Genomic DNA, 25,555 nt, shown 5'->3' on the forward strand with positions numbered 1-25,555 from the left:
AAGTATTGTTAAAAATGATTGCTAAAGAATAGATATACTACAAAAATAAATAAATGGATAATTCAGAAAATTATACATACAAAGCACGTGGCCTACCTTGTGGAACATGCTCGCAATCTCCCTTTAATTTTCGGCCAAGTTTCTTGGATTGTCGAAAAATCAAATAAATCCTTTAAGTGCTTAAATTAATCTTTAATAAATGGATCCGTTCTGAAATTCTAACAACCATCAAGTAAATCAAATCTTAAATTATTAGGTAGATTTTCCTTTTATGAAATTTATTTGTTTAGCTAAAAATAGCTGGCGTGATTACGGAAAGCAATATAGTTTCCTGATTTAAAGGATTTTCCAATATATGAGGAAGACTTGAAGGGAAATGTATTGATTCCCCTTCACGTAAATAATATTCCGTTTCGTCAACAGTGAATAATACTGCCCCTTTTAGAACGTAATAAAACTCTTCACCCGGATGTTTATATGATTCATTTTCCTTTTGGTGAGGCTTTATTGTTACGAGAAATGGCTCTATTTTTCTATCTATAAAATTATTGCTTAACCTAACATAAGTAGAATCAGAACTTTCTATTTTAAAAGGTTTCTGATCTTGCTTTTTAACTGCATAATTTAGATTTTCCGTCTCTTCAAAGAAATGAATCATCTTCACTCCAAACGCGTCAGCAATTTTTTTTAATGATGTGATAGCTAGTGATGATGTTCCTCTCTCAATTTGGGATAAGAAGCTAACGGACAAATCTGTCTTTTCACTCAATTCCTTTAAAGTCATGCCATGTTCAAATCTTAATTGCTTTATTTTTTGAAAAATTTCTTCCATAACTTAATTCCTTTCTTTTAATAGAGGAATAATTACTGTATAACTGTAATTTATTTAAATTTTATCATAATTGTTTTAAATGTAAACTAAATTTTAAAAATATTCTTTATATTCACAATATAAAGTTATTTCTAGATACTTTTGTAATATAGTGTCACTCTTTTATTTCATTGACTAATGTCAAATTTAAAACGCATCCCCTTCTTAATTGCCTAATACTAGTAGTGCCGCTAGTTAAAGGGGCGCACGCAAAAAAACCGACCTCCTAAGAGTAACGGGTTCTGTTTTGAAGTACAAAAAGCAAAATTGTAGATTAAAAAGACAATTAATTAGCATACTAAAAGGTACTGCAATTCGCAGTACCTTTTTTGTACAACTTGGTTTGATATTTCGTGAATCGAAATTTAACTAAAGCACCCCGTTCGTACAACAAAAAGTATGAACAATTCTTTCGAGGACAAGTTATTATAGAAGTAAGAATTAGTAAGAATTACATAATGACACGCTTATTTAAAACGTTTAACAATTTCCTCTAGTGAGTATTCATCAATCCAATCGCCGTATTTTTTATATAAAGGATATATGGTTTCTTTATTAGTTGCGATTACCTCGCATCCTCTATCATCATAAATGAAAAAGATCACATTTTTAGTCATATTTATAAAAAACACATCTGGATAGTTTGAACCTGACCCCCATTTTTTATCTAACCTAGGCTTCAAGGAGAAATCCTTATTACACGCTGCTTTAATAAGTAATGGATATTTAAAATCTTGTTTGCGGCACTTTAAGGAAAATCGAGAAGTATAATAATCGTCAGCTTCTTCATCATCGAATACATATGGCAAAGTTTCTTGTCTTAAAAGGAATTTTAAATCTTTATTTTTTATATAGCGATCATAAACCTTTGTCCGCTTTTTCTTAATTTCATCAGACCTGTGCTGATAAACATTCGTAACAAGAAAAATTTCATCCAAACCAGAAAAAAGTTCGTTGAAAATAGACAATGCTTGACTGTATACGCAGTCAAACATTTCGAGGTTCAGACTGCCATCATCTTTTAATTGATAAATCCCAGCCCCTAATTCAAAGTGAATACCTATATCCCATTGATAATAAAGACTAGGTGCCAAAGTAAGTCCTGGAAAAGCATTATGTAAATATTGACTTAAATCTATCGTCATTCTCTCCATTCTATATGTTGTCTTTTAATAATATCACTTTTTAACTAGCCGTTAGTTGAATATGATTATAAGTAGTAGCTTTTCGATTATGTAGTCCTCTGCTATTACCTAAGATGAGGGAAGCCACAAAATTGTCCTTACAGATGGGAACAATAACATTGATTTATTTTGCGACAATTTTTATGATATTCGCAATTTGTTTACAGTTTTATAGTATGAAGAAGAAATATAGCGTATAAACTTTTTTAACAATTTCGGCTCTAACCGTCTATTTGATGATTTTATTCATCACTTTGATGGTTAGAGTCACAACTTTGGAGACTTTATTCATCAATTTAACACTTCTATCGACTATTTCGGCAGTTCTACCCACGACTTTGACGTTTCTATCCACGATTTCGAGGTTTCTATCCACGACTTTAGCGTTTCTATCCATGATTTCAAAGGTCCTATCCACGACTTCGATTACTTTCTAGACCGAGCATTTCATTTTGAAAGAAGTAGATAAAAAAACCGACTTCCCAGGAAATCGGTTCTGTACCAAGTACAACTGGCTACGGATGTTTTGACACCTCCCGAAAAATAACTTTGATCCGTATTAATCTCACTACCTATAGTGATTGGAGACTTCTGTAATGTCGCTTTGCTTCCATATAAAAAACAATTCAATAAACATTACTGACAATAATTTCGCCAGTTGTTGCGTCAATAAACCGGATAGGTAACCTAGTATGTCGATCACAAGCTTGATAGACAAGTTGATACGACTCTATTTCATCTTCTTTATCTTTGTCCCAAGCCAATTGAAAATCGATATTTTCTATAAATCGACGATACGCTTTTTCCAAAGAAATAGCTGGTACTGAAGGCATTTGGCTAAGTTCATCCAAATCAAAATTCGGTCCACTATAATAATCAATCTGACCTGTTGTACGATTAACAGCGACCATAACTATATCAAAAATAAATATACCTTGATTATGGGCATGGAATATAAATGATACTGATTCTCTTTCATCCTCTTCCTCATCTCCTCGAATTAATCGTTGAAGATAAGGATAGTAGTCAGGAATTATTTTTAATAAAAAGTCTATTGCTATTTGATAACATGCTTCTTGACTAAGCTGTAAATTTCCTAAGCGTTTATGCAACCATCCAAAGCTTTGTATTTTCCCAGTTTTTTTTGAAATAAAAGCTTTTACTGTATCTTCTGACTGTATTTTAAAGAAGCTGTTCATCGATAAATCTTTTTCTTTCATCTCCCAACTCCGCTTACGCCACACAATCCCTAGGTCTGGTCCTGTATCTACTTCTCGAATAAACTCCAGTTCATCTGTTATACCAATGATTTCTTCATTCGTAACTTCATGGACCATTAAGTTAGCTGGCAAAGGAGGAAGAGTAGCATAACTTTCAGGATCATTTTCATCATGAATAATCGTTAAAGTTGGTTCTAATACGTCTGCTTTAAACTTTAAAAATGAATGTACCTCATACACGAGACGAAGTCCATCTTTCTTCACATTGTAAACATCGCGAGATATTTTTGTTATCACTAGTTGTAACGCCAACGTATTCCGCACATATTCCATCAGAGCTTCCTTCGAAACTAGCTTTGAAGGGATTTCAGGGCACGTCTTCACCCCGTAGTAAGTAAATCCAACAATATTTCCTAATGGATCAACATCAATAAAACAACCCGCACGTGCTAATGGTACATCCATAACAAACTGTTCAAAATAAAAACGTTCTACACACGACAGTTTTATTACTCGAGAACATGTTAAGTCTTTTAATGCTTCCGAATAATGATTCAGTAAAAATTGTTCCGCACTGCTTCTTTTTTCTTCAATAGATAAAGAATCAACCTTAGAAACAGTATCATTAGTTTCAATTGATAAGTGTATGAGGTGACCGGTGCAATCTAACTCAACAGTTATACTTTCATCTTGTTGTTCATTCACCCATAAGAACATCACTCGTTCATCTTCAGAATACTCTTCTATGATTAGTTTATAGTGACTTGGTAATGGAACAATGGATAAAGCCCGTCTTTTCAGTTCTTCTTTTTGCAAACCAATGCCTCCCCGTACAATTTTTTTATGTATAGATAAAAACCGACCTCCTAAGAGATCGGTTTTTTATTTAAATGATTATTGAGCAGCTTTTGCGCGAAGAACCATTTGTAGGATACCACCGTGACGGTAGTAGTCTACTTCTACTTCTGAGTCGAAACGAGCTAAAGCTTGGAAAGTTTTAACTGAACCGTCTTCAGATTTAGCAGTTACTGTTAAGATTTCACGTGGTTTCACGTTGTCAGTAATGTTAACAGAGATTTCTTCTTTACCAGTTAAGCCTAAAGCATCAGCTGATTCACCTGGCATGAATTGAAGTGGAAGAACACCCATCATTACTAGGTTAGAACGGTGGATACGCTCGTAAGATTGTGCGATAACTGTTTTGATACCAAGTAAGTTAGTACCTTTAGCAGCCCAGTCACGAGAAGAACCCATACCGTAGTCGTTACCAGCAAGTACTACTAAGCCAGTACCTTGCTCTTGGTATTTCATACATGCGTCATAGATGTACTCTACTTCACCTGTTGGCCAGTAAGTAGTGAAACCACCTTCTGTACCAGGAGCAACTTGGTTACGGATACGGATGTTTGCAAATGTACCACGCATCATAACTTCGTGGTTACCACGACGAGAACCGTATGAGTTGAAGTCACGGATTGCAACACCGTTTTCGATTAAATATTTACCTGCAGGTGTTTCTTTACCGATTGCACCAGCTGGAGAAATATGGTCAGTTGTAATTGAGTCACCGAACTTCGCCATAACGCGTAAGCCTTCTAAGCCTTTAATAGCTTCTGGCTCTTTCGCAAGACCTTGGAAGAATGGTGGGTTTTGGATGTAAGTTGATTTGTCATCAAATGTGTATAGAGACTCAGTTGATGTTTCAATTGCATTCCATTTTTCGTTCGCTGTGAATACAGTTTCGTATTCTTTTTGGAATAATTCACGGTTAACTACAGTACCTAATACTGCGTTAACTTCTTCAGTTGTAGGCCAGATATCAGCGAAGAATACTTCGTTGCCATCTTTGTCTTTACCGAATGAATCTTTTTGTAGGTCGACATCCACAGTACCAGCAAGTGCATAAGCAACAACAAGTGGTGGTGAAGCTAAGTAGTTAGCTTTTACAAGTGGGTGTACACGGCCTTCGAAGTTACGGTTACCAGAAAGAACTGAAGTTACGAATAAGTCGTTCTCTTTGATAGCGTCCTCGATTTCAGGAAGTAATGGACCTGAGTTACCGATACATGTTGTACAACCGTAACCTACAGTGTTGAAACCGATTTCGTCAAGGTAAGTTTGTAAACCTGAATCTTCAAGGTAACCAGTTACTACTTTAGAACCTGGTGCTAAAGAAGTTTTTACCCATTTAGGTACAGTTAGACCTTTTTCTACAGCTTTTTTCGCAACTAAGCCCGCAGCGATTAATACGTAAGGGTTAGATGTATTTGTACAAGAAGTGATCGCAGCGATTGCTACAGCACCTGTTGGGATTTCTACATCACCTTCAGCGAATTTAGCTACAGAAGTTTTTGCGAATTCATCTTCAGTTAAACCGAAACCTTGTGTACCTTGTGGTGCCACTACTGCTTCTTTGTAACGAGAACGCATTTGAGATAGTGGAATTAAGTCTTGTGGACGTTTTGGACCAGAAAGGTTTGGTTCGATATCAGCTAAGTTTACTTCTAATACGTCAGTGTAAACTGGCTCTAAAGTTGGATCGAAGAACATGTGGTTAGCTTTTAAGTAAGATTCTACAACCGCGATGTGCTCTTCGTCACGACCAGTTAAACGCATGTAGTTTAATGATTCTTCGTCAATTGCGAAGAAACCACATGTAGCACCATATTCAGGAGCCATGTTAGAGATTGTCGCACGGTCAGCTAGTGGTAATTTAGTTACGCCAGGTCCGAAGAACTCAACGAATTTACCAACTACGCCACGTTGACGTAATACTTGAGTTACTTTTAATGCTAAGTCAGTAGCAGTAGTTCCGTTTGGAAGATCGCCAACTAATTTAACACCGATAACTTCTGGAATTGGGAAGTATGAAGGTTGACCAAGCATACCTGCTTCTGCTTCGATACCACCAACGCCCCATCCAAGAACGCCGATACCGTTGATCATTGTTGTATGTGAGTCAGTACCTACTACTGAGTCAGGGAATGTTTCGAAAGTACCGTCAGCATTTTCGTTTACGTGTACAACTGGAGCTAAATACTCTAAGTTTACTTGGTGAACGATACCAGTTGCTGGTGGTACAGCACGGAAGTTATTGTAAGCAGTTTGAGCCCATTTTAAGAAGTTATAACGCTCAGCGTTACGTTCGAATTCTAGGTCCATGTTTGCTGCTAATGCAGATGCATTACCGTATTTGTCAACTTGTACTGAGTGGTCAATTACAAGGTCAACTGGAATAGCAGGGTTGATTTTGCTTGGGTCGCCGCCCATTTCTTTCATTGCAGAACGTAGAGAAGCAAGGTCAACTACTACTGGTACACCAGTGAAGTCTTGTAATACTACGCGAGAAGGTTTGAATGGTACTTCAGCTTCTGGATCTGCACCATTACCCCATTTTGCTAATTCGTTTACGTGCTCTTCTTTGATAACATATGCATCATATTGACGTAAAACTGATTCTAATAATACTTTGATTGAGTAAGGAAGGTTTGAAACTTTTGCAACGCCAGCTTTTTCAATCGCAGCTAAGTCATAGTAATTATAAGATTTACCATTAACTTCGAATGATGCGCGGCTGTTGTGTAAATTACCTTGTGCCATTTGCGGATCCCCCTAAATATCTTTTTGAAAAGGCCTATATAAATTGTTAAAGCATCTTTTCTCCAATACCCATGATAGCTCATTTATATTCATAAGTAAATTACATTAATATTATCTTTTTCAATAAGTAATCCTTATGACATTGATTTCTATCCTAATGTATTTAATTTTTGATGTGCATAATATGAAGGTTTCGCTGAAACGAGATTTTTATACCTATGTATTAAAGTGTATTTAAATGTTTTTAACTGTGGTACAACTTGAGGTACAAACTGAGGTACGAGGAGTTTTTTATTGAAATTGTACCACAGCAATATAATGGTAAATTTAAAACTGAAATTTGGATTTCTCGGACAGGAAATTTAATAGTAGGAAATACAACTTACAACTCGTTATTAAATTAGAGAAGCATGTCAAAAAAAGTCACTCATTATTTTTCAAATGAGTGACTTTTTCATTACTCAGCTCTTCAGATTGCTTCCATCATTTTGTAACGCTTAAACTTCTCTTCAAAACCCTGAATAATCCTATCTATAATGAATAACTACTTCACAAAACGAAACTATACATCATATCTAAAATATTCAATTAATTATTGTTTATGATGTTAAATTTTTTTCTATTATAAGACTTGTATTGTAAACGATAATAAAGGAAACACATTTATTTCTCACAAGCCCATCCATCACCATCACGATCCATCTTCTTGTCGTAGGCGGGGTGTCCTTCTTGCACACCATTAGGATAAACTTTGTTTAGTTCTGTACAGTTTTTAAAATATTCCTTTTTAGGTATAGTTGGTTCTGTCTGTTCTGGCAGTGGAGCTGGCTCTGTTGTATTAGTTTCTTTCACTGGCTCGAAAAGCGTTTCTTAGAAGTATTAATTAGTTAATATCTAAATAAATGAAAACCAGGTACTTAAATGAGTACCTGGTTCAGTTTGTAGACAATTTTTAATTTCTTTGGATTTGTCTAATACAATCTCATAATATCAATCATTCTCATAATATCATCTGATATAACTAATAAAAATACTAAGACACTAGTGACGATTGCATATTTTTTTGCTTTTGTATCAGCATTATTGAAGGTAACAATAATTGTCTGCAAGCTAAAAAAAACAACTAATGACCATAAGAGTGGTTCAATGATTAAACAAAAAAAACCTTCTATTGCCACTAAAATAACCTTTTTTCATTAGTTAAGTAATTAAAATGAAGAATCAACCGAGTAAGAGTCATTTTTCACTCTTAAATATACATGATCTGTGCGGAGATTTGCATCTTTTTTAGGTCTTATCTTCGCTTTTATTCCACCGTATGCCGAATATTCTAATGTTTCCTTTGAACGATATACACCTGGTGTATCTATATAATCCCATTCATATATAGATTAAATAGTATGTACTAAACCTTAATAAGTTTTTGCCTTCAAAAGCAAGTACCTACGAATCAAATGGAAGGAAACTCTGCTCGATACTCACTTTTCAGGGCAAAATAAAAACACCCCGAAGGATGTTAATTACTCTTATTGCGTATGAGTTGGTTTTCAATACCAGCCCGATCAATTTGAATCCAATATTCTGCTATTTTTTCATTTTCAATTCTATAAACTGCGCTTGCTATTTCAATAACCGGAAGATTTGTCGGTTGATATCCATCGACCTCTCCAACATGCATACCAACTTGTTTCCAACGTACATAAACTTTATTATCTTGAACCATGAATTCTTGTATTTCTAATGAAAAATTGCCATACACTTCTACCATTTCTTTTACATGGTCAGCATAATCTTTGGGCGTTCTTAAAACCGTTAATTCCTCTTCAGAAATAACTTGGTGTGCCAATACTTGCTCTGCCATTAATTCAGTTGCATAATCTGGATTTTTCCCTGAACGTACTTCTTCAAAAAATTTCTTAACAATATGCTCTGGTGTCATTATAGCCCTCCGTTGTTATACATGATGGCGAGGATATCATATCTCCCCGTACTTAATAATAATCCAAGAGTCAACGAATTGGAATCTTATTCTACGATTTCCACTCTCAAAACCACACCAAACTCCGCCCTACTAATAACTAATCTTTGTAAGCTCAAGTATCGTAATCTTCCTAACGGTACACCATAGCCCATGAACTAGCCTCCGATTGTTTTATGGCTGTTTGATGCTGTTTTCAAAGCAAAAGAAAAACATCCCGTAGGATGCTAACATCTAACAATCTCTATTCGTTTAATTTTATCTCTTGCAACAAAAGAGACTCGATTTTCCCAGAAAGGGAACACTAAAAATTTATCAGCAGTATTACAATATAGATAGTTGAATGCAGCAACATGACTATCGCTGTTTAATTCAAATTCAATAAAAGGCAATGTTTCGCCCTCTGTTAAATATACTTGCGCTCTATATTTATACATAATCCCACCCCCATCCAATTTATATGGTTGAAAGATAAAAATTATGTAATTTATATCCCATATAAAAAGCCTTACCGTGCTAGGGATAAGATTCATCTACTACTTTAAAATTAAAAACTGACCACCACAAAGCGATAGTCAGTTTTGCCACCACTTATAAAATAGCATCAGCAAGAATCTTATGGAACAGGTGCTTAATATCACGACTAGTAAATTCGTGGTCATCACCTTTATGGTGATTATGGTGAATTTTAGCGTAATATTTCAGAGCATAATGAACAATTTGTTCCAAGTCCTCTGACTTTACACCCTTTACTTTTTCAGAAAGATTCGTTCTCAAAGTTTCTGCTGCACTACAAAAATAATAAGTTTTCATCATATTACCTCCGTTTTGAAATTATATAAGGTAATACAAAAAAGGAGATGATAATATGGAAGTGACATTATTATTATAAATATTAAAAACTGAATATTCAATCGTTATTTTCCCAATCAAGAAATCACTTATAAGTATTGATTCAACTCTTCTTTATCAAAACTGCTACGTTAGCATAATAGTACAATGTATGCGCAAAGAACCTATATTAATCTCTTAAAAATATGGGCCGGTCCTGTATGTCTTGCCTCGAACAATTTAATGGAGTGCAGGTCGGTCGTTGGTCTGTCTTTCCCTAATATTCAGTATTTTATAAATACCAACGCAGGGGAATATTTCCACGCCTTCCTACCTCACAGTTTACACGTTAATTTCACTTATACATAAAATGTAACGTTTGATACAAATGATACATTTGCGCCATTTGATACATGTTATAAAGCTAATTTCCAAGCAAAACATAAAACCAGAGTTAATCTACAAAATGTGAAATCAACTCTGGTGATGATAGTAGTTTAATATTATTTTATTAATTGTCTCATGATAATTTCTTCGCCGATACGTCCTATTAATCTCTCATTTGTATCTTCAAATCCTACTTTTAAATATAGTTTTTGTGCTGGTATATTATCTTTGTCTACAACTAAAACAATTTCATCGCAATTAGGAAATTCTTTTTTAACAAAATCAACTAGTAATGTCATTCCTAGTTTTGCGTAACCTTTTCCTTGTTCAGTATGATTAATTGATAGCGCAGTTAATAACATAGCATTCAAATTATTAGAGTATTTCTTTACTCTTTCGTTTGAATTTAGGAGAAAGAAACCAACTGGTGTATTATCACTTAAAATAACAATACGATACTGTCCTTCATTAATTACCTCAAATTTGCTTGGAAGTGCCGAAAATTGTTTTTGTTCTTCTGTAAGTACAAAAGAGTTCAATTCTTTTATATATTCACTTGAAAAATGTTTTAATACAACCCTTTTCAATTTTTCCATGGCATAATTCTCCATTCATTTTTTCTATACCTTACCACTTAATTAGGTTTTGTTCATTCATTTAATTGAAAATTCCGAAAAATAATACCGACGTAAATATTTTGCTTTTTCAACAGTCTATTGCACCGTTAGGAATACAAAGAGTATTTTAAAAAACACTTTTATTAAAAGGGGCTCTAATCCCCCTTCAACATTTGTTTAACTATACAGTCCCTTGTGCGAATGATTGTTGTGCTAGATAACTGCATGTGCTTACCGATAGCACGCATACTATCTCCATCAAGCAATCTATGAAGCACTTCGACCTCTCTGTCCCCTTCTACAAATAGAATCCGTTTTTGTACTTCCTCAATCTTTTGCTCATATTCCTTAATACGATAGTTTAGTGAATATACATGGCGTTGAACCTCTGAAAATACTGAATCACTTGTGCCACCACTAGCTTTCGGTAATGTTGCCTCTATACCATACATAGCTGTTTTAGCTCCAATATAGCTGTTGTTATCAACATTTGCTACTGGCTGCCGCGCTTCCTCAATGGATTCAATCATCCATCTGTAGTCCACAATCCACTGTAATAAATTCTCTTTAGTAACTACCGTTTGCCCTTGTTTCATAGGTTTGCCCTCCTACGGTGTGATATAATACTTTTGAAAAACCTCAAAGGGCATAAACCAATTCTTAGCTGTAGCGTCTAACCACGCTGCAGCTTTTTTTATTTTTAAATCTATTTCTCAGGCAATTAACTATACAAACATAGCTACCACGTCATATTAATAGTAATGTAAAGCTAATTTAGCCTTACACCTCCGATTTTTGTTACTAAGGGTCACTCCTATCCCAAGTGACCCTCTTTTTATTGTCTTATCTCATAAAAATATATTTTTTAATGACTATAGCTGAATAGTTTAACACCCCACTCCTTCTCTACAGCTAACATATTATATATTGTAAAAAGGAGGTGTGTTTTATGGGATACTATGGTAGAAATGTTGGTGGCATAAATGAAGGCTGCTATTACGGTGGCGGAAATCGTAATGGTTCTGCATTTGCCTTAATTGTTGTTCTATTTATTCTTCTAATTATTGTCGGCGCTACATTCATGATGAATACTGGATATTAACATTTCCAATCTAAGGGTCGCCCTCCCAGCCTGGTGACCCTTTTAAAGTTACTTTTCTCAAATTGTTCAGTTGTCTTTATTAGAAAAGTACAAAAATACTTCTTCAATATCAGTAATATTATCTTCAACATCACCCTCACAATTATTAATAAATGCAAGAGCCTCCGTTACTAGTTCTTCTTCATATTTACCAAACACTTGATTAGCAGTTAGGTTCTCATACGGAACACTGTATTCTTCAAAGATTTCCACCAATTCAGCGTGTAAAGTCTTCGCTTTTAAATTTGCTTTGTTATATTGACGTAGCTTTTGTTTTATTTCATAAGGCATTTTTTTCATACTTCTTCTCCTCTACTGCACATTTTCTTTCTTAAATCCCATTTAATTGAAATGTCACAGTGCTAAAAATTGGCACAAACGTTCGTGCATAGTTATAATTATCTTATCTTAAAAACAAAAGGAGTCTTGCCTTATGAGTCAAAGAGTTGCCTACTATGATGTTGCACCTGATGGTATGAAAATTATGATGGACATGGAAAAATACACTAAAAAATCTACAATTAATCGAGTAACTAGAGAACTTATCAAAATTAGAGTCTCTCAAATTAATGGGTGCGCTTTCTGCATAGACATGCATACATCCGATGCTCGTAAGATGGGTGAAACCGAACAGCGTATTTATTGCTTAAATGCTTGGAATGAATGTACTTTTTATACACTTGAAGAGAAAGTTGCTCTAGAATTATCTGAACATATAACTTTAATTCCTACTAAAAGAGTTCCAGATGACCTATATAAGCGAGTACGTGAATACTATGACGAGAAACAGTATGTTGACCTTGTTCTAATCATCAATCAAATCAACAGTTGGAATAGAATTTCAATTGCAATGGGGAATACAGCAACTGAAAAATAATAACTCTTTAACGAACATCTCACGGTGTTCGTTTTTCCTTCCTTTGTTTCGCAATTTCTTCCAATTATTCACTTAGTCCATCTACGCAAACGACTAATCTGCTCAAGCTCTTTTCCAATGCTCCGTAGTTGCCTATAAGTCTTGCATCTTCTGCATTTCTTGGTAGGATTATGTGCTTTGCGTTATTGACATCCTCGGCATTCGAGAAATGCTACATGGTCCTAATGAGTTAATCTCTCTAATACTCAAGCGACCTTGGCCCCTTCCAGTTTTTCAATCGCATAATCCAATGCCTCGTCCTGTGTATCAAACTCTTTGAGCTTTCGTAAGTCCTCAAGGTTCTGATAAAACCCCATCACATTTTTGTTGTACTGATATTTCTTGTAGAGCCCTACATGCAACACCATTTAATCTATGAAATATTTCTCACCCATTTTGCATCCCTCGCTTTAATTTGATTCTCGCTATACGTCAAAACACGCTTAGGCATCCCGTAAATTTTACCAACCTCGTCCCTTGACATCCCCTGCTCTAATCTACAATGTACTTTCGTGATGATAATTCCCATGTGATTACAACCAGCTACAGGACATTTCACCAACTCAGCATTCGGTGCGTACCATGTCGATTTTAATCGTTTCGTAAGCCTCGACTACCTTTTGTAGTTCGATAGATTTTGGTGCATACTTTAATACTTCTTTTAGTACTGTCTTTTTAGCCATTTCGTCATAGTTGGTTTTCCAAGGACTTGTCCAACCCTTCTGAACTGCTTGAGAGAACTTGTGAGCATGTTTTTCAATACGTTCTCTTGTCCAGTAAACAAAGTCGTATCCACCATTTTTCAAGTGGTATACAGCATAGTAGCCGATTGGTTCCACTTGCGGATTTTGAGATGGAACATGAACAAGATCCTTGTGTAATCCTTATGACATTGATTTCTATCCTAATGTATTTAATTTTTGATGTGCATGATATGAAGGTTTCGCTGAAACGGCATTTTTATACCTTTTTATCGAAGTGTATAAAATGTTTTTGACTGGGGTACTTTCTGGGGGACTCGTAGTTTTTTTAAATGGTGCCTCAACAATCGATTTATCTAAGTACGTTATATAGTAGAAATTTTATCAAAGAAAATAACTTACAACATCTAGGTTTGTAACCCTTTTCTCCATTTTTAAAAATAAAAAAGCTACTATGGTAGTGACCCCAAAAGTTAGATTTTCTGTCTAACTTTTGGAGTATAGTTCATTTTTAGTAGCTTTTGTTTATTATCTTATACATATTTCAGAGTTAAGAATGCAGTCAAATGAGCTCGAGTTATTTCTGTGTCGCACTGGTTTTGTTGGAGTCGTTCTTGAATTATAGCTAGTTCAACGTAATTGCAAATTCCGCGTTCGGCGCGCCAGCAAATACAACCGTTCCGTTCTTCGGCAGTTTTACTTTGTTATTGCCGCTCACAACAGTAAAATTGACGCATATACCATTCTCATCATACACCACGAACGAACTCTCCGATGGTAACGCCACGGTCATCGTTTTCTCTGCTGCCGCTTGTGGGATCGTAAACCATTTCGCATGCCCATTTGCTTGCAGCGTAAATTTAGATGATTGGCTTGCATCCAGCGGTTTTACGTTGGATTCACTTACGTATAAATATCCGGACATCTCCATATATTCATCGCCGCCTTCTGTATAGAAACGGGCTTCCGACGTATCACGGCCAAACATCCCAGGTATTTGGAGCTGATTCATCGCCGAGTCAGGGCCTGTAATTTTTTGGCTTCCCCAATAGCCCGCCATGCCTTCCTTGCTATTGATTTGTGCGGTAAGCATCATTAAATATTGCATAGAACTAAATTTCTCGCTCACAAGATAGAACTTGACACCTTCCCGCTTTGCCCATGCGGCAGCGGTTTCCTTCGATAGCGCATAGTATCCTAGTTTCTCGGCTGCATATTGAGTAATTGCTACTTGCCCTAAACCTGGAGCCGATACATATGTACTCTCCTTCAAATAAGTTCGTCCATTCTTCTCAGTAACGAAATTGAGCTTAGCGGTACCTTCCTCATTAATAAAGCTTCCATCCGCAGTATATACATATTTTTCTTTTGGATTTGATGGGAAGATCAGTTCACCATTCTTCGTAATTTCTATTTTGAATTGACTGATACTATTGCCGTAATAACCAGCTTTCTTTGCTACGTCTTGAGGCATCTTGGCCTTGACCGGCTTGCCAAAGGATTTGTTCGGCTTGATATCCTTAATTGTGCCCTTCTCTTTAAGCGCAGCGAGCAGTATTTCAGTCGCCATCAGTTGATTTGTAGTGCTGCTACCGCCAGATGACAATACAGCCACTGCCATCTTCTGTTCAGGAAGTACGACCAGTGAAGCATGTTGCAGTAACGTGTCGCCGCCTTTAGCCAAGCCCTTTATCCCATATTCACCAAATGGATATAGTTTCACACTATCCCACCCAAGACCATAGTTGGAAGTATTATCTTCATCCCCCGGCCACATTCCTTTTTTATATTCCTCTTGCTCCATCTCCTTGATTGCCTGATCAGAGAGGATTCCTTTTTCCTGCCCCATAAATATTTGTGAGAATCGCACCATATCTTCTGCTGTGGAAGAAATCCCTCCCGTACCAATCACATTCACCGTTTCAGTAGGAAGCTGCCCTTGGTACATTGGAGAATAAAGTCCAGCCCGCTTATCGTCTTCCCATTTGTCCTGCGGCGTTTTCGTATGATTTAGCTTTAAGGGTTTTGTAAACCGTTGATGTATAAATTCGGTAAAGCTCATACCGCTGACTCTTTCCACCATAATCTCGGCTAGCGTAAAACCATCGTTGCAGTATACCGAGAACGCCCCAGGATCCGCCTTCAATTGCTGGTTGGACAATTGCTGCAACAAGTTATCATGCGCATAGGTATCATTATCTTCAAATAAAAATGAACTACTAAGCGTACTACCTTGCAAGCCGGAAGAGTGGTTCAACAGCATACGTGGCGTAATGCTTCTGTAACGCTCGTCTTTCATTTTAAAATCAGGAACATAGTGGACGACAGGAGCATCCAAATCTACTTTTCCTTCGTCGACCAATTTCATTACAGCCGCCGTTGTATACATTTTACTGATTGAACCAATCCCGTATAGGGTATCTTTGGTCAGCGGCTGTTTCCCTTTCATATCGTTCTTGCCTGTCTGACCCGACAAAATAAGTTTGCCATTATCAATTAGCGCATACTGCACGCTAGTCGTCTCATAGGACTCCGTGAGTAGAGTAGCCTTCTCTGCAGCTATCTTTTTCAGTTCTTGACTAGCTAATTCTTGACTAGCCACAACCGTAGTCTGACTGCTAGAAAACGCCATTACCCCTGTTGGTAGGCTCATCGTTAACGCTAATGTAGCGGCTAACACCGCAGATAGTTTATTTTTCATAAAAAAACTGCCTCCTTGATTTCTAGACATACACTTTCTAAAACAATAATTAATGCCCCACAGGTATAATTTTTTTGCTCACTTTAACACCCTTATTACTCCCTTCACTAAGAAAAATTTCCCATATATAGAATATCAAAGTTTTATTTACTCGTAAATACAATGATAGACTGACCATATCGAGCTTGAGACTTTTGGTTGATTATGACTAAGTAAATAAAAAAGACCAGCTCGGCTAAATTAGCTTTGCTGGTCATCTTCTTAATTATTAAATACCTAATGTGTAACGAATGTATCATAAGCACCGTTTGTAACATGTATCATATTTGTAACTCGTGCAGTAATTATTCATACACTTTTTAAATTTTCCTCTTGAACCTCAAGTTGCTTGAGGTTGTATGATGAACCTATACTTTTTAATAGGAGGAATTTTGATGAATAAGGATAAAAAGTTTTCTATCGGAGAATTTTCAGAAAAAACAGGAATACCAATTCCTACTTTGCATTACTATGATGAAATTGGTTTATTACAACCAGAAAAGAATCCTACTTCAGGGCACCGCATTTACAATTATCAAGATATTATTACCTTGCAAAAAATTATAAGTCTAAAATTTTTAGGGTATAGCCTAGAAAAAGTTTCCAATTTATTACATAAATCATCTTTTAACGTTGATTTGAATGAAAGTTTATCCCTCCATTTAATTGCTTTAGAAAGTGAAAAGGAAAAAATTGAGCAATCGATGCAAGCAATTAAAAGAGTAATAAAGTTAGTCGAGGAGGAAGGAGAAGTAGATAGTACACTATTATTTAGCCTTATTTATGGTATGAATACAGAACATAAACAAAAAGAATGGATGGAACATCATGAATTAACAGATATCGTGGAGGAGCTATCAAAGAAATCAGAGGAAGATAAAATTGCATTGGATAAAACGTTCATCCAACTGTCTAAAGAAATGAAACAATTATATGGTAAACCAGTAGCTGACTCCAAAGTACAAGACATGATCAAGAATTATTTAGAATCAATTTTTTCATTTCTTGGTGATGATTTAATCCAACAGTTAGCTAATACTAAGGTGGAAGAACTAAACGTTCAAGAACTTGAAAATAGGATACCTTCTCCTTTCACAGAAGAGGAACAAAAATGGTTTAATCAAGCGATAGAATGTTATATGAAACAAACAGAAATGGAATAAAAATAACTCTAATCTATTTTAAATTACAGGTGAATTATATTTCATTATTCATAAATATGTACCTATCTTACGTAGGGGCACAATGCCCCTACGTAATGCCATCATTTGATTCACAATGTTATCCTTAATACGTTTAATAGTCTGTAATCATCGTGTCTAACACATAATCGTTCAAAAAACTATATTGGCCATCAGAGAGAGCGAATTATTCGAAAGAAATGGACTATTTTAAAAGATGTTAAGTTACGAAAAAGTGAATACATACCTATACGTGGCACATTAAGCAAAGGTAAAATTCAATACTCTTGTAGAATGTGTCAATACGAATGGTGCCCCACCTAATAAAACAATCGTTTGGATAGGTACATTATATAAAAGAAAAAAATTAGTCCTGGTTTAAATGTAACAAATGCTTCAAAGGAATTTTTTCAAATTCTATATTATACATATTTTTTAAAATATCCTCTAATACATCATCAATCTTACCAGTAAAAAATGAAAGAACTACTTGACAATGAGCTAATGCAACATGGTCAGTTATTTGTTTCGAAAACTGGTCTATTAACTCTATATGTTCTGTTTTCACTTGTTTATCGGAGTATACCTTAACAGTGATTAAATTTTCTTTTAAATCTTCTTCAAATACCCTTACATTAGAAGGCAAATTCAGATCCTTTATTTCAGAAGCACGATTTTCATCTACAATAAACAACCGATAAATATCTTTTCCAATTCGAAGATCCCATACTTCCATATCTTCAAATCTTAATTTTCGTTCAAAATAATCAATCATTTCCTCACTCCCTAATGATAATAAGGCTATCTCTATTTATTTAATTTTAATTAGCTATAACTAATACTTACCCTCGAGGTATTACCATCCTTTTATTTCTGATTTTCCTAATTAAAAGGTTATTATCACCACTTTTTGGCGTTATTTTTTATCCACCTTTTAAAACAGAGGTACTGATAATCTCACTCTGCTGTCATTTCCTCAACCGCACGAGGATTAATATAAAAAGTTGCATAGTCGTATCTGAATTTTGCCACTTGCCCTCGTATTTCTCTTTGACGTAATATTCAAATTTTAAATCACGTATTTTTTAACAAAACCATATGCAAAGCCTCAACCCCGCATTATTTTTTATCTGCCTTGAAAGCTATTTGGGAAATGGTTACTCAGGTTAGGAAATAAGAAATAATTTCCCGGGTAAGCGCAAGAAATGACAAGTTTAGTCTTACATTTCCAGCAACAAGCGACTGATTTTATCATTATTCTCCGCATTTCTGAAAATCCAAGCGGGCAATAAAAATCTGGTCTGTACATTATTCATCCAATTGCACCACCTAATCTAGTAGATACTCAATAAAAAACTACAACTATAAAAATTCCTCCAATGAGAACTGTATGCCATTCAGCTAAATCATCCTTCTCCCAATCGTATCTCTTGTCCTTCTTGAATTTCATTCTCATATACTTACACATGTTGTCTTGGTACTTCTTAATTGCTTTGTCTAGCTGATAGCGATTTTGTTGTGTTTTCTCTTTTTACATAGTTTTGCCCTCCTATGTTTTAGCCTAAATAGAATGGCATAAACCAACTCTGAGCTGAAGCGTCTGCTAACGCTGCGACTTTTTATGGTATAATCTAGTAAAAAGGAGTTGTTTCTAATGTACGAATATAAGTTTGTTAAAATTGAGTTTAAAAAAATAACAGGTAGACCTACCGAAGATTATCGAGAAGTAATTAATAATCACGCAAAAGAAGGATGGAGATTTATTCAAATTTTAACTCCTGATTTCACTTCTGCACCAGGGTTAGGTACTTACTTTGAACTAATTTTCGAAAGACCACAAAATACATAAATCTATTTCCTGAGGCTATAAACTATACAAACATAGCTACCACGTCATATTAATAGTAATGTAAAGCTAATTTAGCCTTACACCTCCTGGATTCTTTACAATGGTCACTCCTATCCCAAGTGACCATTTTTTATTGTCTTATCTCACAAAAATATATTTTTTAATGCCTATAGCTAAATGGTTTAACACCTCACTCCTTCTCAACAGCTTACATATTATATATTGTAGAAAGGAGGTATACTTTATGGGATACTACGGAAATGTTGGTGGTATAAATGAAGGCTGCTATTACGGTGGCGGACATCGTAATGGTTCAACATTTGCCTTAATTGTTGTTCTATTTATACTTTTAATTATTATCGGCGCTACTTTCATGAATAGAGGATATTAACATTTCAGATTATAGGGTCCCCACCAGCCCGGTGACCCTTTTATTGTTACTTTACTCATATAGTGGTTAAATTTCTACATTATGAGGTTTTCTTTTTTTGTATCAATTTCAAGTCAACTCATAATTAAAATCCAAATTTCACATTACAAAAATTGCCAAGTGGTTTATAATACATACTTGAAAAAAAAAACACGATTCGGTTGGAAGTCCGAATGCATCACATTTTGATGTCATTAACCTTCCCCTCCTGGGATGTCCATCATTCGAGGTTATTTTTAAGGAGGGACCTACTACGAAACTAACCATTTGTTATGATGGACAATTTTATATAGGGCTAATAGAAAACATTTCCGAAAACAAATACAAAGCATACCGGTATATTTTTGGAAAAGAACCTAAAGATCAGAAGTCTATGATTTTGTAAATACGAAATTGTTGGATTTAATCAAAAATAATGATAAACATGGTGTAATACCTATACAACAAAATAAAGTAAAAAAATTAACCCTAAAAGACTTCAAAGAAAAGTAGCGAAAGAACTTAAAAAACCTAGTATTTCCACTAAGGCTGAAGAAGCGCTCAAAGCAGAATTGGATCTAAGGAAAAAAGAAAAATCTGTTACCTGCAAACGACTAAAAGAAGAACGTAAAGAATATATTAGGAATATTAAAGTTCAAAGTCTAAAAATAAACATAAAGGTAGGTAATATCATTCTCTTTACTGACAACATTGGTTGTCAGTTTTTTTATTAGTCGATACCTGCGCATTTGGTTTATTACGAACATTGATGTTATTGTAATTAACTCATCAGTTCCCATTCCAATAGTATCTGATACGGTCGTGGAACTTGAGAAATGTAATTCATCCTACTCACAACATTCCAACGTCTCTCAGTATTATTCGCAACCAATAGTTCTAACTCTCGTGATGTCCTGGTTATTTTTTTAGTTGCATCAAGGCATTATAACTTTATTTTCCTAAATATTATGAATATAGAACTAACTATTATTAATTGATTATTCTCACTATTGATTAAATTCTGTATTCGATATATAGTTTACTATGTTAGTAAAATATTACATCGAGGTGTTACATGAAAGCTTTAGAACGTTTTAGTCAGTTTGTTAGCAATACATTTGCAATTTGGGTGCTTCTTTTTGCAGCACTTGCCTTTTTTATTCCTAGCGGATTTTCTTGGATTGGGGCGTATATCACGATATTACTAGGTATTGTAATGTTTGGTATGGGATTAACCATAACAGTTGCGGACTTTAAAGAAGTCTTAACTAGACCGAAAGATGTGGCAGTTGGTGTAGTTGGTCAATTTCTAATCATGCCAACTTTAGCCTTTTTATTGGTGAAACTATTCAATCTTCAACCGGAAATTGCAATTGGTGTTATATTGGTAGGTTGCTGCCCAGGGGGTACATCTTCAAATGTCATGACATTCCTATCCAAAGGAGATGTGGCATTATCGGTGACAGTTACATCTATCACAACTTTATTAGCTCCGATCATCACACCTGGACTTATTTATTTATTCGCAAGTGAGTACATTGATGTTGCACCTAGTGCACTTTTTATGTCGATCGTCAAAGTAATAATTATTCCGATTGCATTGGGCTTTATTGTACAAAAATTCTTTAACAAACAAGCCAAAGCAAGTGTGAAAGTGATGCCACTTGTTTCTGTAGTAGCCATCGTTGCTATTGTGGCTGCGGTTGTTGCGGGCAATCAACAAAAGATTGCTGAAACTGGTTTAATTATTTTCGCAGTTGTTGTTTTACATAATTGTTTAGGCTATTTAATCGGGTATTTATTTGGAAAGATTTTCGGTATGAACTTAGCGAAAAAGAAGGCTATTGCTATTGAAGTAGGCATGCAAAATTCGGGCCTAGGTGCATCTTTAGCCGTTGCACATTTCTCTCCATTAGCCGCGGTACCAAGTGCGATCTTCAGTGTATGGCATAATATATCTGGTCCTATATTAGCAACCATTTTTAGCCGTATGAAAGATAAAGATACGTAAATAAGATTCAACACACAACATTTAAATGTTCAAAAACTCTGGAAGCCTTGGCTTTCCAGAGTTTTTTAGTTTTACTCACTTAAAAACCAATTATCTATGCATGCTCAGACGTCTTGTAATTAATTATTTTGTTGAATACCTTTGGAGAGTATCCCTACCACACCAACTTACCGCCGAGTTTACATCATATTTTTTCGACCATAAAACATCGTACATATATTACATTTATTCCTTTTGTTACATGTACAATTTTTCCGATAATCCTTTAATTAAATATTAATAAGGTATAGGATAAGTATCTACAAGACAGTTTACTTGTGATTTTTCATTTTTGCTTTCTATCGTTAAGGTAACATTGCCATTAACATTTTTTTCATTCAATGTTCTTTCAAAAGATTCATATCCTCCGATTTCTTCTCCATCTATCTCTAGTATAATATCTTCAGGTTTAATTCCAGCAGCTGCAGCTACCGAGCCTTCCTTCACCTGTAAAACTCTTGTACCTCTCTCCCCATCGTTTGTTGTGTGGGCAATACCAATCCATGTTTTCCAAAACTTCGAACGATTATCCGTTCCAGTTTCATAAACACTCTTTAGATTTTCTAAAAATTGACTTGTACCAAATAACATATTTTCCTTTGTAGATTGATTCATTTCACCAATAAAGGAAGCCTGATATTCAATACTCACTTTTACGCTATCCCCAATTTCTTCTAAAGATGTAATGGTAGTAAAATCCCCATCAATGCTCTGAAGTACAAAGCGTTTCATAATATCTATTTCTGTAAATACACCCTCAGATGTTGCCCCCCAGCCATGATTCATATAACCTTTTCCACCTATACAAAACTCTATGTCAGCATTTTTTGTATACCAAAGGTTTAAATGCTCAGGCTTAGTCAATGCATCCCAAACTTTATCCAAAGATGCATTAACTACAATTTCTCGCTTAACAGAACCCTTATTTTTCTTCATCTCGAAACTCTCCTTTTTCAACATAATTTTTTAGATTTATGAGTTGATCATCAAGTAGTTCTCCGATGTATTGAAGCATTTCATGGTAGGCAATTTGGAGTGTGTCGAGATTTATTGAATAGATACGATATTTCCCATTCAAGCTCTCTGAAATAATTTTCTCCTCCAATAAAATATTCAAATGCTTCTTAATTGCTGGTTGAGAGATATCAAATGCTTCAACTATCTCCTTTTGGGTTTTGCTTCCTTGTTTAAGCATACTTAAAATATGGCGTCGCGTTGAATCACCTAATGCTCGATAAACATTTGGCATTATCATTTCCTCACTTCTCATATAACTGTTTGGTTATATATAAAATATAAATATGGGCATAAATAATGTCAAGACTTTTCTGAAAAATAAAAATCCGACTTTCTGTACGCTTGGAAAATCGGATTTTTTCATAATTAACTTGTTCAAACCATACTTTATGACGCCCCTATCTTATCTGAGTCATCTCATTTTTCTTATAAGGAAGCAAATCTTTAAAAATCAATACACCTATTACCAACAGACCTATACCAACTAATTTGTTCATTTGAAAAGGTACTTTCTCCACTCCAAATAATCCAAAAGTATCTATACATAATGCAATTACCAATTGAGTTATAAGACTGATTAGTACAGTATAAGCTGGACCTAATAGTCTAACAGCTCTCATAATACAAATGACTAGCCCAATACCAAACATGCCACTTACATAATATAAATTATTTGTAGTGTGATAATTAATAAAAAAACTTTTTTCTGTAATAACATGAAATACAAATGAACTCATAAGTCCTAAGCCAAGAACACACGAAGTTGTTAACCAATGTCCTATATTTTCGTTTACCTTTGCATTAAAAACAGATTGCAAACTAACTAATGTACCTGCTAAGACAGCAAAAATTAATCCTATCATAATTTTTTCCTTTCTAATTATTCATAGATGTTATTCTTAGCAATTTCTTGCATTCTATTGAAATCTTTAATTAAAATGGTTCCTTTTTTCTTTTCAATTAGATTTTCTTTATAAAACTTTTGCAAAACTCGAATTACATGTCTGTAGCTTACTCCAATAAAATCTGCAATACTTGATACAGATACAGAATCTATATCTGCTTTGTATACTTTTCCCGTACTATCCGTTGATATGGAAAGTAAATAACTAGCTACACGTACTTCTACAGGATAGAGCAAATTAAGCGCCGTAAAACCAGTCGATATTTTTAACGTGCTTGCTATGTTCTCGAGTAAAAAACTCATAAATATAGGTTCATGCAACATCGTTTTTCTAATGACTTCAAAAGAAATGGAAATTGTTTCAACATCGGAACATGCTTCAACGACATTATGTGCTTTACTATTTTGTATCAATTCAATATCTCCGACAATTGCTAAAGAATTTATAAAGCGTAAGATCAGTTTCTTGCCTTCGGGTGTGATCGTATAAACTTTCACTTTTCCTTTTACGACAAAATATAAACGATTAATCTCATCGTCTTTATCGCAAATTTTAGTACCTTTTTTGAAATGATTTACCTGAAAATTTTCTATATTCATTTTTGAAAAAACATCGAAGATATTATAAACTTTCAAATAATGAATAATTGAGTTTGATTTACTATCCATTTCCAACACCTTCTTTCACTTCTACATATTAAAAACAAGAATACCTAGAATCATAATTATTGTTCCCACAATATGATAACTTTTCATCGGTGTCTTTCCAACATTGAACAAACCATTGATTTCAATTAAAGTAGCAGTTACTAATTGAGCAATCATGAGTGTTCCAGCCGTTAATGTAATCCCCATAGCATAAATCGAAATTGTTTCCGCATAAATAATAACAGCTCCAAATAAGCCAGATGTTAAATACACTTTTTTTACACCTTTTAAATCTATTACAGCTCCTTCTTTCTTTATAAAAAATATAGAGGTTGCAATAATAAATCCAATTAAATGTGTCATAATACTTGTCGACCATATGCCGATATCCGAACTAAGTTTTGCATTAAAAGTACCTTGAAGTGTAATGAAAGCTCCTCCAATAATTGCAAATATAATTCCTTTCAAAAAATCACCCCTACATCCTTTATACATAACGTAATTAAAAACTAAAATGCTTCTAGGAAAAAGGACAATTGTCACATTGTTATAAAAACTGTTGCCTTAATGTTTCAATTCTTCCACGAATACCTTGCTGTTGTATAGTGTTGCTTTCGACTAGTAACGCTATTAAAATTAATATTTTCATTAACCCGTATATGCCTTTTAATAAGCATCTAATTAATAAATCTAATATGCATGACAAAAGAGGATATATGTTCATATATCCTCTTTTTAGTTTAGTCTTTAACCTATTTGAACCTCACAGCCCTTTTTAAAAGCAATTGCAAAATAGAAAAAAGTTACTCAGTATTTTTCAAATGAGTAACTTCACTTTGTAAAAAAATATGTATAGAAACGTAACCCTTCGTTTTCTTCTTCTATGTGTAATAATGACAATCCTCATTTAGAAGAACATACATTATTCTGAGCTGTAGCATATCGCTTCATATTCGCTTCCTGCTGTAATTTTCAACTTTTCTCAATATTTCATTCAAATAAAGAGAGGATTGCTATAATCCATATACCAATCACAATTATTAAAAACCACCAGCCCGTAAACTGAACGTACTTTTTTAAAAATGGTTTCTTCGTGATTTTTTCTGAAAAGGAACTCATCTTTAAAAAATCTTCAGGGAACTTTAATAACATGTAAGAAAAACTACCAAAAATTAACGTAACCAATATTGCCATAATAAACATTTCCAAAGTACCTACCCCTAAAATCTAAGTTTATAACGTCACTTAATAATTATATTCGTTAGAAACTAGATTGCCTATCAAAAAATTCCAGATTTTATCCTAATAAAT

28 protein-coding genes and 1 pseudogene are annotated in these 25,555 nt (G+C 34.5%); 8 read left to right on the forward strand and 21 right to left on the reverse strand.

Annotated elements, in window-relative coordinates; genetic code table 11:
- Nucleotides 1–286: 286 nt before the first annotated feature.
- From ACQKMI_RS12295 to ACQKMI_RS12340, 10 genes are all read right to left on the reverse strand, one after another.
- On the reverse strand, nucleotides 287–832 hold the full coding sequence (locus tag ACQKMI_RS12295) for an XRE family transcriptional regulator (RefSeq protein WP_323645763.1): 546 nt from the start codon (nucleotides 830–832) through the stop codon (nucleotides 287–289).
- Between the two features lie 506 nt (nucleotides 833–1,338).
- Nucleotides 1,339–2,010 (reverse strand): DUF3885 domain-containing protein, encoded by a 672-nt coding sequence (locus tag ACQKMI_RS12300; protein ID WP_427489340.1) that lies wholly within the window; start codon nucleotides 2,008–2,010, stop codon nucleotides 1,339–1,341.
- Nucleotides 2,011–2,681: 671 nt separating this feature from the next.
- The gene (locus tag ACQKMI_RS12305; RefSeq protein ID WP_427489223.1) at nucleotides 2,682–4,091 is read right to left on the reverse strand and encodes a YcdB/YcdC domain-containing protein; all 1,410 of its coding nucleotides are present in this window, start codon (nucleotides 4,089–4,091) and stop codon (nucleotides 2,682–2,684) included.
- A 78-nt stretch (nucleotides 4,092–4,169) separates the two neighbouring features.
- The gene (gene acnA / locus ACQKMI_RS12310; RefSeq protein WP_427489225.1) at nucleotides 4,170–6,875 is read right to left on the reverse strand and encodes an aconitate hydratase AcnA; all 2,706 of its coding nucleotides are present in this window, start codon (nucleotides 6,873–6,875) and stop codon (nucleotides 4,170–4,172) included.
- 663 nt (nucleotides 6,876–7,538) lie between these two features.
- Nucleotides 7,539–7,727: an excalibur calcium-binding domain-containing protein gene (locus tag ACQKMI_RS12315; RefSeq protein ID WP_427489227.1), complete on the reverse strand. Its 189-nt coding sequence runs from the start codon at nucleotides 7,725–7,727 to the stop codon at nucleotides 7,539–7,541.
- A gap of 664 nt (nucleotides 7,728–8,391) precedes the next feature.
- The gene (locus ACQKMI_RS12320; RefSeq protein WP_427489229.1) at nucleotides 8,392–8,814 is read right to left on the reverse strand and encodes an ester cyclase; all 423 of its coding nucleotides are present in this window, start codon (nucleotides 8,812–8,814) and stop codon (nucleotides 8,392–8,394) included.
- 266 nt (nucleotides 8,815–9,080) lie between these two features.
- The gene (locus ACQKMI_RS12325; protein WP_427489231.1) at nucleotides 9,081–9,290 is read right to left on the reverse strand and encodes a hypothetical protein; all 210 of its coding nucleotides are present in this window, start codon (nucleotides 9,288–9,290) and stop codon (nucleotides 9,081–9,083) included.
- 154 nt (nucleotides 9,291–9,444) lie between these two features.
- A complete protein-coding gene (locus ACQKMI_RS12330) occupies nucleotides 9,445–9,666 on the reverse strand; it encodes a hypothetical protein (RefSeq protein WP_427489233.1) in 222 nt (73 codons plus the stop codon).
- A gap of 521 nt (nucleotides 9,667–10,187) precedes the next feature.
- On the reverse strand, nucleotides 10,188–10,667 hold the full coding sequence (locus ACQKMI_RS12335; RefSeq protein ID WP_427489235.1) for a GNAT family N-acetyltransferase: 480 nt from the start codon (nucleotides 10,665–10,667) through the stop codon (nucleotides 10,188–10,190).
- 176 nt (nucleotides 10,668–10,843) lie between these two features.
- Nucleotides 10,844–11,284 (reverse strand): hypothetical protein, encoded by a 441-nt coding sequence (locus tag ACQKMI_RS12340; RefSeq protein WP_427489237.1) that lies wholly within the window; start codon nucleotides 11,282–11,284, stop codon nucleotides 10,844–10,846.
- 353 nt (nucleotides 11,285–11,637) lie between these two features.
- Between ACQKMI_RS12340 and ACQKMI_RS12345 the strand changes: the two genes are divergently transcribed.
- The gene (locus tag ACQKMI_RS12345; protein ID WP_427489239.1) at nucleotides 11,638–11,790 is read left to right on the forward strand and encodes a YjcZ family sporulation protein; all 153 of its coding nucleotides are present in this window, start codon (nucleotides 11,638–11,640) and stop codon (nucleotides 11,788–11,790) included.
- Nucleotides 11,791–11,856: 66 nt separating this feature from the next.
- Here ACQKMI_RS12345 and ACQKMI_RS12350 read toward each other — a convergent pair whose 3' ends face one another.
- Nucleotides 11,857–12,129, reverse strand: coding sequence for a hypothetical protein (locus tag ACQKMI_RS12350; RefSeq protein ID WP_427489241.1), 273 nt, complete (start codon nucleotides 12,127–12,129; stop codon nucleotides 11,857–11,859).
- Between the two features lie 133 nt (nucleotides 12,130–12,262).
- Here ACQKMI_RS12350 and ACQKMI_RS12355 point away from each other — a divergent pair, with 133 nt between their 5' ends.
- The gene (locus tag ACQKMI_RS12355) at nucleotides 12,263–12,706 is read left to right on the forward strand and encodes a carboxymuconolactone decarboxylase family protein (protein ID WP_427489243.1); all 444 of its coding nucleotides are present in this window, start codon (nucleotides 12,263–12,265) and stop codon (nucleotides 12,704–12,706) included.
- Between the two features lie 245 nt (nucleotides 12,707–12,951).
- Here the strand turns inward: ACQKMI_RS12355 and ACQKMI_RS12360 are convergent, their stop codons facing one another.
- The 3 genes and pseudogenes from ACQKMI_RS12360 to ACQKMI_RS12370 form a co-directional block, all read right to left on the reverse strand.
- The gene (locus ACQKMI_RS12360) at nucleotides 12,952–13,113 is read right to left on the reverse strand and encodes a hypothetical protein (RefSeq protein ID WP_427489245.1); all 162 of its coding nucleotides are present in this window, start codon (nucleotides 13,111–13,113) and stop codon (nucleotides 12,952–12,954) included.
- Between the two features lie 195 nt (nucleotides 13,114–13,308).
- Nucleotides 13,309–13,614: pseudogene (locus tag ACQKMI_RS12365) on the reverse strand (recombinase RecT); the annotation flags it as partial.
- 457 nt (nucleotides 13,615–14,071) lie between these two features.
- Nucleotides 14,072–16,147 carry a serine hydrolase domain-containing protein gene (locus tag ACQKMI_RS12370; protein ID WP_427489247.1) on the reverse strand — a complete coding sequence of 692 codons (2,076 nt, stop codon included), beginning with the start codon at nucleotides 16,145–16,147 and terminating at the stop codon, nucleotides 14,072–14,074.
- A 434-nt stretch (nucleotides 16,148–16,581) separates the two neighbouring features.
- Here ACQKMI_RS12370 and ACQKMI_RS12375 point away from each other — a divergent pair, with 434 nt between their 5' ends.
- Nucleotides 16,582–17,349, forward strand: a complete 768-nt coding sequence (locus tag ACQKMI_RS12375) for a MerR family transcriptional regulator (RefSeq protein WP_427489249.1) — start codon at nucleotides 16,582–16,584, stop codon at nucleotides 17,347–17,349.
- 385 nt (nucleotides 17,350–17,734) lie between these two features.
- On the opposite strand, the gene ACQKMI_RS12380 is transcribed toward ACQKMI_RS12375, so the two are convergent.
- Nucleotides 17,735–18,142 carry a hypothetical protein gene (locus ACQKMI_RS12380; protein ID WP_427489251.1) on the reverse strand — a complete coding sequence of 136 codons (408 nt, stop codon included), beginning with the start codon at nucleotides 18,140–18,142 and terminating at the stop codon, nucleotides 17,735–17,737.
- A gap of 879 nt (nucleotides 18,143–19,021) precedes the next feature.
- On the opposite strand from ACQKMI_RS12380, the gene ACQKMI_RS12385 reads away from it, so the two are divergent.
- The 5 genes from ACQKMI_RS12385 to ACQKMI_RS12405 all read left to right on the forward strand — a co-directional run bounded on the left by ACQKMI_RS12385 (nucleotide 19,022) and on the right by ACQKMI_RS12405 (nucleotide 21,636).
- Nucleotides 19,022–19,216, forward strand: a complete 195-nt coding sequence (locus ACQKMI_RS12385) for a DUF4177 domain-containing protein (protein ID WP_427489253.1) — start codon at nucleotides 19,022–19,024, stop codon at nucleotides 19,214–19,216.
- A gap of 244 nt (nucleotides 19,217–19,460) precedes the next feature.
- Nucleotides 19,461–19,607, forward strand: a complete 147-nt coding sequence (locus ACQKMI_RS12390) for a YjcZ family sporulation protein (protein ID WP_427489255.1) — start codon at nucleotides 19,461–19,463, stop codon at nucleotides 19,605–19,607.
- A gap of 304 nt (nucleotides 19,608–19,911) precedes the next feature.
- On the forward strand, nucleotides 19,912–20,031 hold the full coding sequence (locus ACQKMI_RS12395) for a DUF2992 family protein (RefSeq protein WP_427489342.1): 120 nt from the start codon (nucleotides 19,912–19,914) through the stop codon (nucleotides 20,029–20,031).
- A 130-nt stretch (nucleotides 20,032–20,161) separates the two neighbouring features.
- Nucleotides 20,162–20,359, forward strand: a complete 198-nt coding sequence (locus tag ACQKMI_RS12400; RefSeq protein ID WP_427489344.1) for a hypothetical protein — start codon at nucleotides 20,162–20,164, stop codon at nucleotides 20,357–20,359.
- 341 nt (nucleotides 20,360–20,700) lie between these two features.
- Nucleotides 20,701–21,636 (forward strand): bile acid:sodium symporter family protein, encoded by a 936-nt coding sequence (locus ACQKMI_RS12405; RefSeq protein ID WP_427489257.1) that lies wholly within the window; start codon nucleotides 20,701–20,703, stop codon nucleotides 21,634–21,636.
- Between the two features lie 276 nt (nucleotides 21,637–21,912).
- Here the strand turns inward: ACQKMI_RS12405 and ACQKMI_RS12410 are convergent, their stop codons facing one another.
- The 6 genes from ACQKMI_RS12410 to ACQKMI_RS12435 all read right to left on the reverse strand — a co-directional run bounded on the left by ACQKMI_RS12410 (nucleotide 21,913) and on the right by ACQKMI_RS12435 (nucleotide 25,447).
- Entirely contained in the window at nucleotides 21,913–22,611 is a 699-nt protein-coding gene (locus ACQKMI_RS12410; RefSeq protein ID WP_427489259.1) for an SRPBCC domain-containing protein, read from the reverse strand.
- A complete protein-coding gene (locus ACQKMI_RS12415) occupies nucleotides 22,598–22,924 on the reverse strand; it encodes a metalloregulator ArsR/SmtB family transcription factor (RefSeq protein WP_427489261.1) in 327 nt (108 codons plus the stop codon). Before ACQKMI_RS12415 ends, ACQKMI_RS12410 begins: the two co-directional genes overlap by 14 nt.
- A gap of 166 nt (nucleotides 22,925–23,090) precedes the next feature.
- The gene (locus ACQKMI_RS12420; protein WP_427489263.1) at nucleotides 23,091–23,555 is read right to left on the reverse strand and encodes a DMT family transporter; all 465 of its coding nucleotides are present in this window, start codon (nucleotides 23,553–23,555) and stop codon (nucleotides 23,091–23,093) included.
- A 17-nt stretch (nucleotides 23,556–23,572) separates the two neighbouring features.
- Nucleotides 23,573–24,265 (reverse strand): Crp/Fnr family transcriptional regulator, encoded by a 693-nt coding sequence (locus tag ACQKMI_RS12425; RefSeq protein ID WP_427489265.1) that lies wholly within the window; start codon nucleotides 24,263–24,265, stop codon nucleotides 23,573–23,575.
- A 21-nt stretch (nucleotides 24,266–24,286) separates the two neighbouring features.
- Nucleotides 24,287–24,712: a DMT family transporter gene (locus ACQKMI_RS12430; protein WP_427489267.1), complete on the reverse strand. Its 426-nt coding sequence runs from the start codon at nucleotides 24,710–24,712 to the stop codon at nucleotides 24,287–24,289.
- 522 nt (nucleotides 24,713–25,234) lie between these two features.
- The gene (locus ACQKMI_RS12435) at nucleotides 25,235–25,447 is read right to left on the reverse strand and encodes a hypothetical protein (protein WP_427489346.1); all 213 of its coding nucleotides are present in this window, start codon (nucleotides 25,445–25,447) and stop codon (nucleotides 25,235–25,237) included.
- Nucleotides 25,448–25,555 lie beyond the last annotated feature (108 nt).

The sequence above is a fragment of the Lysinibacillus sp. NPDC097214 genome (assembly GCF_050277945.1).
GTDB lineage: Bacteria > Bacillota > Bacilli > Bacillales_A > Planococcaceae > Lysinibacillus > Lysinibacillus xylanilyticus_B.